17 protein-coding genes and 1 tRNA gene are annotated in these 16,066 nt (G+C 62.1%); 9 read left to right on the top strand and 9 right to left on the bottom strand.

Going from position 1 to position 16,066, the window contains the following annotated elements; all coding sequences use genetic code 11:
- The first annotated feature begins 33 nt into the window (after window positions 1–33).
- A complete protein-coding gene (locus GV044_RS03650; RefSeq protein ID WP_159865589.1) occupies window positions 34–1,794 on the top strand; it encodes a hypothetical protein in 1,761 nt (586 codons plus the stop codon).
- On the opposite strand, the gene GV044_RS03645 is transcribed toward GV044_RS03650, so the two are convergent.
- The 7 genes from GV044_RS03645 to GV044_RS03615 all read right to left on the bottom strand — a co-directional run bounded on the left by GV044_RS03645 (window position 1,784) and on the right by GV044_RS03615 (window position 8,360).
- Window positions 1,784–2,164 (bottom strand): GtrA family protein, encoded by a 381-nt coding sequence (locus GV044_RS03645; protein WP_159865586.1) that lies wholly within the window; start codon window positions 2,162–2,164, stop codon window positions 1,784–1,786. The genes GV044_RS03650 and GV044_RS03645 overlap by 11 nt on opposite strands.
- A gap of 32 nt (window positions 2,165–2,196) precedes the next feature.
- Window positions 2,197–2,823, bottom strand: a complete 627-nt coding sequence (locus GV044_RS03640; protein WP_159865583.1) for a trans-aconitate 2-methyltransferase — start codon at window positions 2,821–2,823, stop codon at window positions 2,197–2,199.
- A gap of 2 nt (window positions 2,824–2,825) precedes the next feature.
- A complete protein-coding gene (locus GV044_RS03635; RefSeq protein ID WP_159870818.1) occupies window positions 2,826–3,734 on the bottom strand; it encodes a glycosyltransferase in 909 nt (302 codons plus the stop codon).
- A gap of 74 nt (window positions 3,735–3,808) precedes the next feature.
- A complete protein-coding gene (locus GV044_RS03630; RefSeq protein WP_236554672.1) occupies window positions 3,809–4,996 on the bottom strand; it encodes a glycosyltransferase family 2 protein in 1,188 nt (395 codons plus the stop codon).
- A 350-nt stretch (window positions 4,997–5,346) separates the two neighbouring features.
- Window positions 5,347–6,039, bottom strand: coding sequence for a DUF4197 domain-containing protein (locus tag GV044_RS03625; RefSeq protein WP_159865577.1), 693 nt, complete (start codon window positions 6,037–6,039; stop codon window positions 5,347–5,349).
- Window positions 6,040–6,209: 170 nt separating this feature from the next.
- On the bottom strand, window positions 6,210–7,100 hold the full coding sequence (locus GV044_RS03620) for a hypothetical protein (RefSeq protein ID WP_159865574.1): 891 nt from the start codon (window positions 7,098–7,100) through the stop codon (window positions 6,210–6,212).
- 81 nt (window positions 7,101–7,181) lie between these two features.
- Window positions 7,182–8,360, bottom strand: a complete 1,179-nt coding sequence (locus GV044_RS03615) for a S8 family serine peptidase (protein WP_236554670.1) — start codon at window positions 8,358–8,360, stop codon at window positions 7,182–7,184.
- A gap of 136 nt (window positions 8,361–8,496) precedes the next feature.
- On the opposite strand from GV044_RS03615, the gene GV044_RS03610 reads away from it, so the two are divergent.
- The 4 genes from GV044_RS03610 (at window position 8,497) to GV044_RS03595 (ending at window position 10,788) form a co-directional block, all read left to right on the top strand.
- Window positions 8,497–8,997, top strand: a complete 501-nt coding sequence (locus GV044_RS03610) for an RNA polymerase sigma factor (protein ID WP_159870815.1) — start codon at window positions 8,497–8,499, stop codon at window positions 8,995–8,997.
- A complete protein-coding gene (locus tag GV044_RS03605) occupies window positions 8,994–9,692 on the top strand; it encodes an anti-sigma factor (protein WP_159865568.1) in 699 nt (232 codons plus the stop codon). Before GV044_RS03610 ends, GV044_RS03605 begins: the two co-directional genes overlap by 4 nt.
- 210 nt (window positions 9,693–9,902) lie before the next feature.
- A tRNA-Arg gene (locus GV044_RS03600) sits at window positions 9,903–9,979 on the top strand.
- 428 nt (window positions 9,980–10,407) lie between these two features.
- Entirely contained in the window at window positions 10,408–10,788 is a 381-nt protein-coding gene (locus GV044_RS03595; protein WP_159865565.1) for a DUF4214 domain-containing protein, read from the top strand.
- A gap of 188 nt (window positions 10,789–10,976) precedes the next feature.
- Here GV044_RS03595 and GV044_RS22025 read toward each other — a convergent pair whose 3' ends face one another.
- Window positions 10,977–11,408 carry a thermonuclease family protein gene (locus tag GV044_RS22025; protein ID WP_236554669.1) on the bottom strand — a complete coding sequence of 144 codons (432 nt, stop codon included), beginning with the start codon at window positions 11,406–11,408 and terminating at the stop codon, window positions 10,977–10,979.
- Window positions 11,409–11,474: 66 nt separating this feature from the next.
- Between GV044_RS22025 and GV044_RS03585 the strand changes: the two genes are divergently transcribed.
- Together GV044_RS03585 and GV044_RS03580 are read left to right on the top strand one after the other, a co-directional pair.
- Window positions 11,475–11,687 carry a DUF6771 family protein gene (locus GV044_RS03585; RefSeq protein WP_159865559.1) on the top strand — a complete coding sequence of 71 codons (213 nt, stop codon included), beginning with the start codon at window positions 11,475–11,477 and terminating at the stop codon, window positions 11,685–11,687.
- A 185-nt stretch (window positions 11,688–11,872) separates the two neighbouring features.
- Window positions 11,873–12,103 carry a hypothetical protein gene (locus tag GV044_RS03580; RefSeq protein ID WP_159865556.1) on the top strand — a complete coding sequence of 77 codons (231 nt, stop codon included), beginning with the start codon at window positions 11,873–11,875 and terminating at the stop codon, window positions 12,101–12,103.
- Window positions 12,104–12,112: 9 nt separating this feature from the next.
- Here the strand turns inward: GV044_RS03580 and GV044_RS03575 are convergent, their stop codons facing one another.
- A complete protein-coding gene (locus GV044_RS03575; protein WP_159865553.1) occupies window positions 12,113–12,283 on the bottom strand; it encodes a hypothetical protein in 171 nt (56 codons plus the stop codon).
- Window positions 12,284–12,757: 474 nt separating this feature from the next.
- Between GV044_RS03575 and GV044_RS03570 the strand changes: the two genes are divergently transcribed.
- Window positions 12,758–14,128: a DUF4214 domain-containing protein gene (locus tag GV044_RS03570; protein WP_159865550.1), complete on the top strand. Its 1,371-nt coding sequence runs from the start codon at window positions 12,758–12,760 to the stop codon at window positions 14,126–14,128.
- Between the two features lie 513 nt (window positions 14,129–14,641).
- On the top strand, window positions 14,642–16,021 hold the full coding sequence (locus GV044_RS03565; protein WP_159865547.1) for a sulfotransferase: 1,380 nt from the start codon (window positions 14,642–14,644) through the stop codon (window positions 16,019–16,021).
- Window positions 16,022–16,066 lie beyond the last annotated feature (45 nt).

Genomic DNA, 16,066 nt, shown 5'->3' with positions numbered 1-16,066 from the left:
AGACAGCGCGGCAGGCGTAGCGGGACATCACGCATGGAGCAGGACGACGTCGAACACGCGGGGGGGCGGCTGCTGCCGTCCTCCCTTGGCCTTGCGATAGGCGCGGTGATCGTCTGCGCCGCGCTGGGGTTCCTGATCAAGGATACCCCGGCGGTGCTGACGGTGTTCACTGGGCTCGCCCGGTTCTTCCTGCTTCGGCAGGACATCCCGGTCGCTGGCGCCCTGATCCTTTTCTATGGCCTGATCCTTGTCTTTGGAGCACGGGGAGAGACACGATCCGACAGCATAGCGCATGCGCTACGCTTCCTTCACGCGATCGCGATCGCGGTCGTGATCGCGATGGCGCTGACCGCATGGTGCCTGCGCAGGTTCGTGCTGTTCGATTTCGATCTCAGCCGCGACGAGCAGATGGTGGCATTCGATGCGGGAATTTTCTCGCGCGGCCAGCTTGTCGCCCCATTCCCTGCACAGTGGCGAGAGTGGTACGAAGCGCTCAACGCCACCTTCATCCTGCCCATCGGCGATCGTGAGGCTTGGATATCGGCGTACCTGCCTGGAAACGCCGCGTTGCACGCCGCTCTCAGCCGCATCATGCCCGATGCGCTGATCTCGCCGCTCCTGCTCATGATCGCCGGGCTGGCCCTCTGGCGCATTGCCCGGCGGATCTGGCCGGAGAGTCCCTCGACGCAGACCGTCGTCTTGCTTCTCTTTGCCGGCTCCTCGCAGGCGATCGTGATGGGAGCCACGCGCTATGCGATGACGGCCCACCTTGCCGCCAATCTCGTGTGGCTCTGGCTGTTCCTGCAGCGCCGCCCGGTCACCGACGCTGGCGCGATTGCGGTTGGCTTCATTGCCACCGGCCTGCATCAGCCACTATTCCATCCGCTGTTCGTCCTGCCATTCCTCGACCTGCTGAGGCGGGAGAAGCAATGGCGGTTGCTGGCGGTCTACGTGCTTTGCTATGGCGCGATCGGGCTGTTCTGGCTCAGTTGGCCGGGCTGGGTCAGTTCGCACGGCGTGCAGGCGATCCCGGCCGAGCACCAGGCGGGCGGCGTAAGTTATCTCGATCGCTTCCGCTCCAGCACCACGGCGCTCGGCCCCGTCTCGTTCGGGCTGATGGGCGTGAACCTGCTGCGTTTCGTGGCGTGGCAGCACCTGCTGCTGCTCCCGCTGATGATCGTGGGCCTGCGTAGCTCGCTGCGTGCCGAGCCGCTTTGCCGGGCGCTGGCGCTCGGGATCGCGCTGCTGGTGCTGGCCATGCTGCTGCTGCTTCCAGCGCAAGCCCACGGGTGGGGTTATCGCTATCTGCATGGGTTCCTGGGCAGCGCCGTGCTGATCGCCGGTTTTGGCTGGCACCGGCTCGAACGTGCGGGCGCGGCTCCCATGCGCGTTGTCCTTTGGGGAACGGCGCTATCCGTGCTGGCACTCCTGCCGTTTCACGTCTGGCTGGCCCGAAGCTTCATCGCTCCCTACGCCCAGGCCAGCGCCGCCCTGAGCCGATCGACTGCCGACCTCCTGATCGTGGATGACTGGCCGACACCATTTGCCACGGACCTGGTGCGCAATCGCCCGGACCTCTCGAACCGGCCGATCATGCTACAGGCGACCGAATTGCCTCCTGCAGCACTCACGCGCCTATGTGCCGGAGGACGCACTCTGGCCTTTGCCGACACGCCCCGGTTTGCCGCGATGAACCGCCTGTTCGGAAACGACCTCCTGCCAGGTCCCAGCCCCGCGCAACACCGTCTTCACCAAGCGGCGGACGCCGCGGGATGCCGGGTGGTCAGCTTGTAGCGGACGGCGAGGCGTGCAGGATCGCCCGGCGCGCCCACAAGTAGTTCCACACCAGCAACGACACGGTGGCCAGCGGCGTTGCGACGAACACCGGCAAGCCAAGCCCGCTGCAGAACAGCAGCATCAAGCTGAGCGATAGCGGAAATCCCGATAGCGTCCCGGCCGCAAAGACCGCGAACCGCGGCCACGAAGGCGGCCTGCCGAACGTCAAGATACTCTGATGCAAGTAGCCGACCGGCGTGACCACGATCATGGAGATCACCATGCCAACGATATAGTGGATTCGGACGAGATCTGCCCCGATCAGCACCGCGTTGTGCAGTCCCGCACAGAGCGCCCCGCCTGCCAGGTAGCGACAGGGATGGCTCAAGGACTGGCGTAAGTTCAAGGATCGGCGCAGGTTCAAGCGTGCGCCAGCAGGGCGAAGTTGTTCGCCCAAGGGCGCAAGCGAACGTCCTGTGACAAGGGCCGGAAGGAGACGGAGGACAGCAGCGCGCTCATCTCTCCGGATGTCAGGTGGCTCACTCTGTCGCCGGTCAGCCAGCGGTCGCAGGCGTGGCACAACCAATGGATCGGCGTGCGCCGCGGCTCCCAGTCCTTGAGCACCAGCAGCCCACCCGGACCCAGCGAGCGACGCGCCGCATCGAGCACCTCGCGGCGCAGCGCTTCGGGCACGTGGTGGATCACGTCGGAAAAGACCACCAGGTCGAACTCGCCTGGCCGATCGCGTGCGACCTCCTCGACGGTCACCTGCTGGAACCGCACTCTCTGTGTCGACCCGCGGTAGAGGCGGCCCACCGATGGCGTGATGTCGATCGCCATGATCTCGGCGCCAGGATAGATCTCGGCGAGCGCCTCGGTCACCGCGCCTTCGCCGCAGCCGACCTCCAGTATCCGCTGGGGTGCCGATGCCCAGGTCTGCAGCCGGCGCTTGTAGTCGTTGATGTCGAAGAAGAATGCGCGAAAGAGTGCGGCGACGCGGTGTTCGTGGCGACCGAACAAGCGGCGGATGACAGGACCTATGGGCATGGTCAGAGCTCTCCTGCGAGCTTGCAGCGCAGCCGCGGCATGAGACGCTCGGCGATGCGGGACGAGTGAAGATACCCGACGAGGCCAACCGGCCCTAGGGCTACGAGCGACCGGAGCGCCGGGATCAGCTTGTCTGCTTTCCCGGCCGCCGCGGCCGCCAGGCCCAGGTTGACCCTGATGGACGCTTCCATGGCTCTTGCCGGAGCACGGTCCGCATACCATTCGGCATGACGGTCCAGGACGATGCGCATCTGATCCTCGAAGTTTTCGAGGCTGCGGCTTCCGGTCATCGTCAACGAGCCGCCATGGACGCGGAACGCGCTCGTCACGTCGGCGTGATGACGGACCACGCCGAAGCGGCTCAGCTTGATCCACAGGTCCCAATCGGGCGTGTACCAGAGCGATGGGTCCATTCCACCGACAGCCAGGTATGCGTCGCGCCGAAACACGGGCGCCGGCACGCTGATGAAGTTCTGGACCGGCAGCCTTGCGACCAGCGTAGCTTCGGGGACACGGCCACGAGGCAGCGGGCAGTTCCACACGCCGCGCTTGCGCCCCTTGCTGTCGACGATCTGCGTCGGGCCGAGGTGCAGCACGGCTTCCGGATCGGCCTCGATCCAGCGGCGCAGCGCCGCCGTCCGTCCCGGCAACCACAGATCGTCCTGATGCAGCATCGCCACATGCGGTGCACGGGCAAGCTCCACGGCTGCATTGGTCTTCTCTGTCCACCCGAGCAGGTCCGGGCGCCGCTCTATGACGATGTCGATCCGTGAGGCGAACTCCCGCGCCACATCCGATGAGCGCTCGTCGGGGCTGCTGTCGAAGAACAGCACCTCGATACCCGGCTCGGCTTCGCCAGCGAGGGATTCCAGCGTTGGCCGCAGCCACGCCTCTCCCGCATGCACGGGCATCACGACACTGAGCCAAGGGCTTTTCAGGCCGTACGAGACGGCCCGGCCCACTCCATCTGATGGCAGCGGAGCGCTCATGCCAGTCGCCGGCCCTCCGAGGTTCGATGTCCCGCCGGACTGATGCGCGCCGCGGCCCCGAACTGCGCTTCGTTGCCCCCGATGATGGCCATGAGGAGGCCACCCAGCATGGTCTGAAAACCCAGGATGCAAGCCAGCGTGCCCAGCACCGGCGGGAGGATCGAGCGTGCTGCCTGAAAGTCCCGGTTGACCCAACCATAGGCCACCAGGGCGAGGATCACGCATCCTGCCGTTATGAGAGCAAGGCCGGCAACCAGCATGGCCTCAAGGCTGATCCTGCGCGCGACCATCCACGACCCGCGCCGATACCCCGCGCGCACACCGTAGAGGTTGCCCGACATCCCGAACAGCAGAGCCTGATGCCCGACGTCCACCGATGCCGAGCCCAGAAGAGTCCAATAAGGCCCGATCGCGGGAAACACGCCGGGGTGCAGGTACTGGATGCTCGCGGCAAGCAGCAGCACTGCTCCAAACAGGAGCGCTGCTGCCGCGGGAACGCCGAACGCCCAGGTCGGGCTAAGCATGAAGAGGTAGCGCAAGTGGCGCCATCCGTCGCGCCAGGGTCGCAGGTGCGGCGCACGATCGCGCAGATCCGGTGAAAGCGTGGCGGGAACCTGATCGATGCGCAGGCACCTCAGGCTTGCCTTGATCACCATCTCGCTAGCGAATTCCATGCCACAGCTTTGCAGCGCGAGTTCGCCGTATGCCTCCCGCCGGATCGCGCGCAGGCCGCAGTGCGCGTCGTCGACGCCGGTGCGGAAGAACAGGTTCAGGATGCCCGTCAGCGCGGGATTGCCGATGTAGCGGTTCTTCCAGGGCATGGCGCCGGCGCCGATGCCGCCCTCAAACCGCGACCCCATGCAAAGGTCCGCGCCGTCCAGCAGACGCCCCACCATCGCCACAGCATCGGTGAAGTCATAGCTGCCATCAGCATCCCCCATGACCAGGAACCGCCCATAGGCCTGCTCGAAGCCCCCGATCAGCGCCGCGCCGTAGCCCTTGGCGCAGACATCGACGACTCGTGCCCCGAGTTGGATAGCCAAGGCCTGGCTGCCATCGGTCGAGCCATTGTCCGCCACGACGACTTCGCCGCCGAGGCCATAGCGCGCCTCGATCAGCGCAAGAGCTTCGCGCGCATTGGCGACGCAATGCGGCAGCGACTGCTTTTCGTTGAGACATGGCATGACGATCGAGACGGCCACCTCAAGGTTGTCATTCGCAAGTAGCGGCTCGGCGAGCATGTAGCGGATGTCCCAGCAGGTCTTCCGCCGTCTTAGGGTCGAAGTGGTTAACAAGCTTTCACCGCGCCGACTTTGGCGGGTCGGAGATTACTCGGGATCCCGACCGCCAAGAAGATCGGCTGCGCCGAAACAAGAATGGCGCCCCGGCCGAAGCCGAAGCGCCACGAGGTGGCTACATGGGGTTTGTAACTGAGCGAGCGCTAATCTTACGGCATTAACCATGCAAGGATCTGAGTTGATTGTTTTTCCCCGGAACTATCATCGCCTTCCGGGAACCGTTTCGCTGCGGCTCCTCAGCCTAGCAGCCGGGCGCCGCTCAGGACCTGCTCGACCAGTGGATCGCCGGCACTGGAAGGTGCGGCGCGGATGGAAGCTTCTTCTCGCCCGATGGCGCGCCAGAGGCCTTGGGCCGCCTGGCTGGTGACCGTTCGCTGCATGGCGGGAATGTCGATGCCGGTCGCTGCTCCCAGGACCGGGCCGAGGATCGATCCGCCATCGAGCTGGTGCAGCACGTCGCCGACCTCCGGCAGCATTGCCTCGATGATGCTGTCACCGATCGAACGTTCGAGATAGGAGGTCGCGGCGGTCGGCCCTCCCCGAACGATGCCGATGGCATCGGAGAAGGTCAGCGAGCGGATCGAGTTGTAGACGAGCGGCGCGGCGCGGTCTGCCGCTTCGCTCGCGGCGCGATTGACCAAGCGCGACAACTCGCGCTGCACCGGCGCCGATTTCAACAGCGCGCCCAGCACGGCGGCCGAGCGATCGCCGGCACCGGTCGGCAATGCGATCCGAGCGTCGATATCATTTAAATAGCCATTTTCATTGACGAGACGTGTCAGCGCGCGCTGGCTCGATATCTCGAGCAGGCGCCGCAAGCCTTCGGTGACGCTGCCTTGTGGCCCGATGGTAGCGCAGCCAGGCAACACTACCAGCGGCGCGATCAGCGCGGCGCCGATGAGGAGGGATCTGCGGGAAGGTTCATACATGGGCATACCTCGTCTCAAACTGCAGCCGCGACGGTCGGGCGCGGCGCCGTAATGGCAGCTGAACGAATGATGCCGATGAATTTGACCAGGACGTCGCGAAGCATTCTGCAGCCAGTCTCCCGGTGAACGGCGCCTCACGCACGCGCGTGGCGCCGCCCTGGTCCTGGAAATCAGCGGCGCTCGGACGCTTCTTGCTGAGTACCGACCAGCTTGATCTGGCCTTCGCTCATCGCCGACATCACGGCATTGCCGCTCGCGGAGAAGTTCGCAGCCGGCAGCGTGGCAAGCTGGCCATCCACCTTGACGAGCAGTTGCTCTGCTTCGCCGCGTGCGTTGGAGAGGACCTGGCGGACGCGGCCGATGCGCTCGCCATCGGGCGAAAGCACGGGCATGCCGCGGGTCACGGTGAAGCCACCCTCTCCAGAGCCCGAGCCACTGGCGGAGCTCGCAATCGGGCCGCTGGCGCCGGCCGCAGAACCGGAGCCCGCAGCATTGCCGGAGCCCGTCAGCGAGCCTCCGAGAAGGCCGGAAGCGCCCGAGATCAAGCCCTGGCCCTGCCCTTGTGCCGAGCCGCCAGCGCCTTGGATGCGCTGTACGGCGCCGGACGTGGCGCCGCGGGCGGTGCCTGTGGCGGACTGAGCCGCGCCGCGCACGTTATCGGTGCCGATCAGTTGCGCATCGACGCTGCCGGAACCGCTCACGCTGCCATTGCCGGTCACACCGGAGGTCAGCGAGCTGACCGGGCTTGCGACCGACTGCGTCGCATCGCCGCCCCCGCTGGCGCTGGCGCTCCGGTTGGCGGACACCCGGCCACTCTTGCGATCAATGCTCTTGCTGCCGCTGGTCGAAGAGGCGCCACGAAGGGTTCCGCTAGTGCCCGAACGCACGCTGTCCAGTGTGCCGCCGACCGAACCCGCACCGCCCAGCGTTCCGCCGATCGTCGCGTTCAAGGCGCCGCCGATGCCTCCTGCCATGCCGCCTCCCAGGCCCCCACCCAGGATCTGGGCATGAGCGGTGGTCGTAAGCAGCAGAGCGGTCGAAACTGCGATGATCGTGCGCATGATGAATGTCCTTTCCTCAATCTGACGAGAGGCGTTCGCCGTCTCTGCGAGGGGAACGAGAGGACAGCGCGGTTTAATCCATCATTTTTTCCTGCCGCAATTCGCGCACAGCAATCCGCGACCGAACACCGGGTCGGGACCCTTGCGGCCAAGGTCCACCGTCTCACGATCAAGCATGGCGGTAACCGCGCCCTGCCCCAGTGCAGCAGCGGCGCGGGCAGCCACGAACGGCACGGCATATGACGTACCGCGCACCCTGCTCCACGTGCCGCCTGCATTGGCCGCAAGCATGTCCGCGCCAGGTGCCGCATAGTCGAGATGCGCTGCGCGGCCCGCTTCGATCAGGGCACGGCCGCGACCATCGACTGCGGTCACGGCAATGACGCCGGGATAGGAGGCGGGGTAGGCCGGCGGCGCGGCCGGACCATCGTTGCCCACTGCAGCGACGACAGGAACGCCGCGCCGCTGCGCCGCCGCCACCGCTCGGGCGACAAGCGGGTTGTTGGGCCCCACCAGGCTGATCGAGACGACACGACTGCCCTGCTCTCCGACTAGCCAGTCGAGGCCGCGCGCAATGGCCAGCGCGTTGCCGCCGGCCGCATCGGTGCCGTAGACGTCCGCTACCGCCACGCGGCTCACGCCCGTCAATCGCAGAAGCGAGACGATCGCGGACCCATGATGGCTGGGCGTCAGCGCGCCTTTGGCAAACCCGCGCTGAGCGTCCGCCGGGGTAGCCGGACCGGGTGCGCCATCGATCACGCCAACTGTCCGATCGATCTTGGGTGCTACGGGCCGGGGACGTGCATCGCCGCGAGCCGCTGCAGCGCCTGCCTGGAAGTGCAGCGTATCGGCCGAGATCGCTGCATCCGGCAGCAGCCTCTTCAGTTCGGTCTCTGCCGCAGCCAGGGAGCGCTTCGCGGGTATGCCAAGCCGCACCACAGTGATGTCCAGCGTCCCAAGCCGCTCGCGCCCGAGCACGGCGAACCCTGCATCCTTGGCACGGACGATGTCGGCCTCGCTCGCGTCGGTCAGCAGCAGCTCGCCTCGGCGCGCCGGATCGCCGGCCGCATCAAGCTCAAGCGCCGACCGGTCACGGCGAACGATGTTCCGAAGGCGTGAGAGCCGAGCGTCGGCCAAGCTCGTCGCGTCACGGGCCAGATTGCCCAAGGCGCCCTGCACCGGCTCGCGCACGCGCTCTGCGGTCTCAAGGATGTCGCCGACCGGGCGGGCCAACGGCGGCAACCCAAGCTGCGCAGCCACCGGTGTGGCACCAAGCACAAGGAGCAACAGAAATGGGGAGACTAGAGCTCTCATGACGTCCTTTGAGACAGAAAAATCCTGAAGCTTGGATTAAACGGGTAAGGACGCTCGTTTCATCCGGGAGAGGGCAAAGAAACTGTCGGCAAGGCAACCTGACACGTTCGAGGACGGACTTCTGGCACTGCTGCCGCGGCTGCGGCGCTTTGCCGTGGGCCTGGTGCGCAACGTGCCGGAAGCCGACGACCTTTGCCAGATGACGATCGAACGGGCGCTTCGCAGCCGCGAGCAGTGGCACGACGGCACCCGCCTCGACAGCTGGACGTATCGGATCATGCGCAATCTCTGGATCGACGAAGGCCGCGCAAGCACGCGAAGGATGCAGACCTTTGTCGACGCCGACGAAGGTCTGCACATCGGCGCCAGCGGCGGCCAGGACGAGCGCATGCAGCTGACGGATGTCGACCGGGCGCTGGCGAAGCTGCCCGAAGAGCAGCGGGAAGCCGTGCTTCTCGTGATGGTCGAGGGCTATTCCTACAAGGAGGCTGCCGAGATCGTCGGTTGCCCGGTCGGCACCCTCAATTCGCGCCTGGTGCGCGGACGCGACGCCCTGCTGGGCCTGCTGGGAGAAGCGGCATGAGACCGTCGAAGGAACAGATCGCCGCCTATGCCGATGGTGAGCTTGCCGGCGAAGCGCGCCGCGACGTCGAAGCCGCGTTGGCGGCCGACCCCGCGCTGAAAGCCGAAGTCGACGCACACCGCGCGCTGAAGGCCAAGCTTAGCGCCCAGTTCGGGCCCATTGCCGACGCTCCCGTGCCGGATCAGCTGATCAGCGCTGTGAAACGCGGGCCGTCAATCGTCGAATTCGCAGCAGCGTCCCGGCAGCGTCAACGCCGGGCGCGACCTCCGGCGACGTGGTGGGGCCCGGCCCTGGCCGCCTCGCTGGTCCTTGGCTTGGTGGGCTTCGGCACTTCCCAAAAGGTGGAACCGGATTATGCCGCCGGCGACGTGGCGACCGCCCTCGACCGGCAGCTCGTCGCCACGCAACCGGCGGATGCTCCGGTTCGCATCCTGCTGAGCTTCCGCGATGCCAAAGGGCAGTTCTGCCGAGGCTTCTCGAATGCGGCACAATCCGGAATTGCATGCCGTGACGAGCAAGGCTGGCGCCTCAGAAAGGTCGTCGGCGGTGCAGCGCAGGAACGTGGCGATTTCCGCCAAGCGGGAAGCGCGGACGCGGAGATCATGACCGCAATCCAAGACCTCGCGCAAGGACCAGCATTGGATGCGCGCGGAGAGCAGGACGCCCGGCTTGCTGGTTGGCGATCTGAAGGTTAGCCGCTTCCCATACACTTATCGAGCCAAGGTACCTTCGACATCCTGGCACAGCAAAAACGCCTGCCACTCCCCCGAAGCCCTTCGATTATACCTACAGGGCGCAGCGCTTTGCGAACGAAAGCGATGCACCACCCAGATCTGCATCGGCGCTGGCCAATGCGGTTTACCCTTGCCAAGTTCATGGGGGCCAACTACCTGCCCGGACCTAACGCGCCCGTAGCTCAGCTGGATAGAGCATCAGACTACGAATCTGAGGGTCGGACGTTCGAATCGTTCCGGGCGCACCAAATACTCCTCCAATAGGTTTACGAGCAGTCGCTAGCCGCATCGGCCAAGCTCGACATCGTGGTTATCACGGAAGAAGCGCGCGCGTGTTTGCACTTTCATCAATTAACGTTGAGCATGGCCCAAGTACGGCAGATAAGTGGCTCAAGACGCGTCTTGCTTGATTGTCAGTTCCAAAGCGTGAGCCCGTCTCGACGAGTAGCTGTGCAGTCGCCGGCAATTTTTTGCACGACATCTGCACTGCAGGCTTGCGGCTCCATGCCAACATGCTTGGGCTCTCTACCTCTCGAGCCGATGTCGCTCGTCAGAAAGAGTTTGCAATCAGGCACTAACAAGGCCCAGATCATTTAGACACGACCAGCTAAATTATCGAAAGTGTGGTGAGCCCTGCTGGGTTCGAACCAGCGACCTACTGATTAAAAGTTAGCGGGTGCAGGCACGCATTTCCGCGCAACTCGCGACGGTAAACCAAGCTTCGCTAACCGGCAATCGGCTTCCCGATCAAGGAGGCCTGTTAAATTGGGTTGAGCAACTGGAGGGTGGAACCTCGCTGAGCTCAGTCGCGAGCGGCTTCGCAGCTTCAGATGAGTTTGCGCAGAAAACGTCAGGGTTCTCCAACGAACAGCTGGTGGATTACATGTACCACAACACGCTCGATCGTGAAGCAGATGCAGCGGGCAAGCAGGCCTGGGTGAGCGCCCTAGATAGCGGTCTTAGCAAGGGCGACCTTCTGCTTGGCTTCTCTGAAAGCACAGAGCACTACGGCCTCATGCAGCAACAACTGTTCGCTGGTGTCGACTTCGTGATGTGATCGGAAGCACTGCTGGCTGGGCGCATACCCGCCAGCATTCGCTGCACCAAGCAGATGAATGAGCAGAAAGTGAGGATCGCTCGATGTACGGATAACTTCTTCCGATCGGATGAAGGCTGATCTGCAAATCTTCCATAGCGGCACAATCGGAGCAATTGGCTGCGTCTCAGCGTAGGCAGGCGATATGTTCAGCACCGATGCCTACGCCAGTACCGCTCCCATCGCAGCGCCCAGCCACCGCGCACCATGGCACAGGACAAGTCGCCGCCAATCGGAGACACACACCAGGCGGCAGTCCGCTTGCCCTTACCGTTACCCTCCGATCGACACTGCATAGTCGGACCCTTTACGAGCACATGCCCCTCAGGCCTGCGACCCACGGGCTTGCCGACGAGCCTGACAAGGGCGTCACGGGACTGCTCCGCGCTGGCGCTGGGACAAGGCTGGTTCACGCGGCAGCTGCCGTCCATCTCGCGCGCGGCAATGCCAGCCTCACGGATGCGCGGCCCTTCGGCGCACCATACCGGCCCATCGCCATCGTAGACCGCCGTTGGTGTGCAGGCGAAGGTCTGGCCAGCTGGAACGACCGTGGCAACGGCGGCGGCAAGTAGCACCAGCATGGTTAGTTCTCCTGCCTCATCAAACGCCCACTTGCACCGATGTTCTGCGTTCGTTCTACTAGGAGCATGGAACACGATTCGCAACGAGGCGTCGCCTCGATCGACACAGGCGCTGTGGCGGCGGCCATATTGCAGGCCGCCGGTTGGGCGCGAGTAGGTATCACCATGCCTGACGAAATGATGCGAGAGCGAGCTGCTGCTGAACTGGCGCAGGCAATCGTTGAGCAGATCAATCCACAGCCACGGCCAGATCCCCGCCAACTCGCGCTGCGCTGGTGATCATATGGCCCCCTGTCGCCTTTGCACGACCAATGACCGCGAAGCCTTGGCGGAGGAGCTAGCCGCGCGCATGTGGGAGACCACGCGGGATCGTGAGATTGATCCAGACAGGTGGGAAGACGCCGGGCCTTACTGGCAGCGCATCATGCGCGACTTCGCCCGCGCAACCTTGATGATGCTTGACCATGGATGATGCGGTGGCGGTGCTGCGCGAGGCGGTAAGGCGAAGCGATGAGGGACCGCAGACCGGCGCTGAAGTTCGCCTGGCGCTGAAAGCCTTACGCTTCGTGGGGGTCCCATCAGATGCCATCCGGTACTTCTGGCAGGCCTGCCAGGCGGACAACGACATTGGACGGTCGCAGAGCATGAACGCTGCGCTGAACAGGATTGAGTTGATACGCGCTGGGAAGTTGTAGGAGAAGCGCTCAGCGGCCCTTCATCAATTCGGCGAGCTGCTTCTTTATCGTAGGGCCGCTAAGATGCTCATCAATCGCCGTGTAGCCTTCCTGCTTCAGTTGCCGACGAACGTCATTGACGCTCTTACTGCTGCCGTCACTGGCAAGCTGAAATGCGCGCTCTACGGTTCCATCTGGCATGGGCACCAAATGGGGTCGGACAGAGGATATTGTAAGCGGCGACAGGCAACTCATGTCATGGAGCTACGAGGCGCGGGCGACGGGCGCTAAACCCACTTACACAGGAACACCGTGGAATACCTTGCCGCATTCGGGCGAGCATCGTCCACAGTTCTTCTTTGGACCGATCCCGTCACAGCGGCTCGCGCCACTCGCCAGGCATGGCCTCTATGCCAGTTAAGGTGCTCTCCACACCGTGGGAAGACCAGCATGACCGGGCCGAGCGGATCATCGGTGAGTGGCGAAAGTCAGCGATGACTTCGCTGCGGATCTCTGCGGGGGTCATGCAGCCACGGTAAGTGGTTGAACGCTGGGTTAAATTGCCCTGGTTAACGCTTCAACGAGTGAGTCACGACAGCGCGTTAACTTAAGTTGTGGATCCTGCCTTAACCACAGTGAACTACTGTAACCTGGCGACTAGTGAATTGGAAAGCCATGAAAATCGTTGCCAATCCTGATGCTCCTTTAGACATGTATGATACGGCGATCGCGAGTGGTTTGCTCCCTTCATCATACACGATGACTAACGGATCCATCACGATCAACTATCAAGAGCTAGATGGCACGGATTCTTCTTATATCGACGTACTTCACGGCGACACGCTTAATGTTTCAAATGATGTAGATACGGCATCGGGAATTGTAACGTCGTTGGAAGAATTTGATGGATCCGTCCGTCGATTCACTATCTCTGATTTTAAAATTGATTTGGCCGGAAACGACTACCTGTTCAGTGCAGATAGAGGACTCTATTTTGATAAGGCACTAGCAGGTAATGATCATATCACCGGATCTAACGGTGACGATCATTTGTTTGGCGGTGACGGAGACGACACAATCTACGGCCTCGGCGGTGCTGATGAGGTAGATGGTGGCGAAGGTAATGACACCATCTACTCCGTTGGAAATGGGTCATTCATCTACGGCGGAGAGGGGCTGGATAATGTCGTCTACGTCGGGCTAGCGAGATCATATGGTGTAATGCCCTATAGTGACTCTACGGCGGTAAGTTCCGACATCATGTCGAGTGTGGAAGATGTTCACTTTAGGGATGCAACTCTAACCTTCGACGCCAACAGCAACGCCGCGTTTGTCATGCGTCTCTACGATACAACGCTTCATCGTGAGCCTGATGCTGTCGGGCTGGATGATTGGCTGGACGCTCTGGCCGTCGGACAGACTCGCGGAGACGTCGCTCACGGATTCCTCAACTCCCCTGAATATGAAGCAGCCACAGGCCGCCTATCGAACAGCGACTTTGTCGAATTTCTCTACAACTCGGCGCTGGGTCGTCCCTCTGACGTTGGTGGCAAGGCGGATTGGGTACGGGGCCTAGAAGAGGGCCTGAGCAGAACGGACGTGCTGATCGGATTCTCAGAAAGCGAAGAGCATCGTGCGCAAACCGCTGGAACCCTTGCGAAGGGATTATGGGACACCGACAACGACTATCAGGCTGTCGCGGCCCTCTACGATGCCTTCAACAATCGCCTTCCTGACGCAGCCGGACTACAAGACTGGGTTGATAAACTTAAAGGTGGCATGAGCCTCAATCAGGTCGCTGAAGGGTTTGCTAGCTCCCCCGAGTTTGCTCAAGCCACGGCAGATTTGAGTAAGGGACAACTCGTAGAGTTTATGTATGAGAATGCACTTGGCCGCGCTTCGGATCCAAATGGGCAGAACTACTGGCTTGCTCAACTCGACTCCGATTTTAGCAAGGGCGACCTTCTGCTGAGTTTCTCGGAGAGCGCAGAGCACTATACGCAGATGCAGGAGCAGCTGTTTGCGGGTGTCGAGTACATCATCTAATCGATTACGCTGCTGGCGGGTCTAATCTCGCCAGCAGGTTCCGCACGCTGGACACATGCCACTGACCACTGCGCGCCGTGCCGATGCCAGATGCATTTGTGAGCACCGAGCTGCTCGTCTGGTAGCACCAGGAACACCTCGGAACACCGGAACACATGCGAGGTGTTCCCGGCAAACCCGCAAGAAACTGCCGTTGCACACCTGGAACACCTGGAACACCGAAAATGCGATAGGGGTAAGGTGTTCCGGGACGGATTGGCTGTGTGGTGCGAGGTGTTCCGAGGCGTTCGGCATCATCGCCTTGCAGCACGGCGGGGTACAGTCGGGCGGTAATTTTCGGACCCCGTAAAGAAGGGGGGCGGATAGGGACACGGCCACTAGAGTGGTGGCAGTTGGTGACGGCAGAGCGCTTAGCTGGTGATGAACCGAGCGCAGGACGCGCTCGGCATGCCGTTGGCGCGTTGCCAAGCTCCCTTCATGCTGTAACGCAAGCGGCTGACAATGAGAGGATTTATGGACTCCGACCCGACGATTCTACCAAATGTACTACTGATCGGCGGTTTGCCGCGTGCGGGCACCACAGCTTTGATGGACATCATCAACGAGCACCCGGAAGCAGCGATCATGTCGGAATATCGGCTTTGCGATCTTGCTAATCAGCTCGCGCCAATCCTGCAGTACCAAGCGGATGTGGAGCGCTCGGCGAGCGAGACTAAGAACAGTAAAGTCTCAAACCTCGAAGCTAGGCTTTCATCACATACCTTTGGTTCGAGCGACAGCCGCTATGCATATAATCTATATGAGTCGGAAGGATTGAACCACAAACTGCGGTATCCAACCGAAGAACGATTTCCGTCTATTGTCGCCAATGTTGTGCGCACATCTTTGAATAAGCCGAACGCGCAGATCATCGGGTCCAAACGCCCCGGATCAATGCTGAAAGATGGTGGGGACAGCTTCAGTGTCATGTACCCTAGCGTCCGATACGTTGCGCTGCTGAGGTCGCCAATGGCTCAGATCAACAGTTCCATGAACCGTCGAAACCTTGCCGAGCAGGGCCGAGATATGTGGCACGTGATGACAGTTCAGGAAGCCATCGACGAGTATATAGACGTCGTGCGCGGCCTAATGATCTTGCGCGAGAAAGTCGGAGACGCGCTCCTCTTCGTCAAGTACGAAGACCTTACGAGCGATCCGGAGCGAACCATCGATCGTGTAATCGCTCATGCTGGTTTAGCATGGAACGGAGCGCACTCGGTAGCGGCTGAACGCGGCACAATGAATGTGCTCTCTCCCTCCGAAATCGGAGAGATTGAGCTTCATCTTGGAACGATAATCAAGGCCTGGCCTGAGACTAGGCTGACTGGCACGAATGTGGACCTGAGCATCTTTGATTGTTTCTTGCCGTCGATACCATTGGAACCCATCAACTTAACAAACGGTGAGCCCGTTATGTGTTTGGCGGATGGATGGTCAGAGCCAGAGCCTAGTGGCATTTGGACCGATGGAAATTCGGCTATGTTAGTGTTCGGACGGGCTGAGGAGCCTTTCTGTTTCGCAAAGATGGTGTTCGTACCTTACTTAGAGGCAGGTCTGCCATTAAGCTTAGAACTGATGGTAAATGGGCAATCGGTTGGAAGAAGGCTGCTTTGGCCAGGTGATGTTGTGGTGGGCGCTCTAGATTCGTCGAGTGTAGCCGTAGGCGATCGGACGAAGCCGATGACGATGTGGTTCGGCCCAATCACGCTTCGAACAGACACGCACAATACAATCGAGATAAAAATGAAGGGTGTCAGGTCACCGCAGGATTTGGGCATCGATCAAGACAAACGAGAGCTAGGCATACGATTGATGGAACTGCAGTTTGTGGCCCAAGGCAGTATACCACAATAGAACTTTGGCTGATCGCATCGCACTGGAATTATCTGGAAGCCTCGG

The organism is Novosphingobium sp. 9U, assembly GCF_902506425.1.
In the GTDB taxonomy this organism is placed as follows: Bacteria; Pseudomonadota; Alphaproteobacteria; order Sphingomonadales; family Sphingomonadaceae; genus Novosphingobium.
The sequence above is the reverse complement of the archived record's forward strand: the minus strand, read 5'-3'. Positions and strand labels throughout refer to the sequence as shown.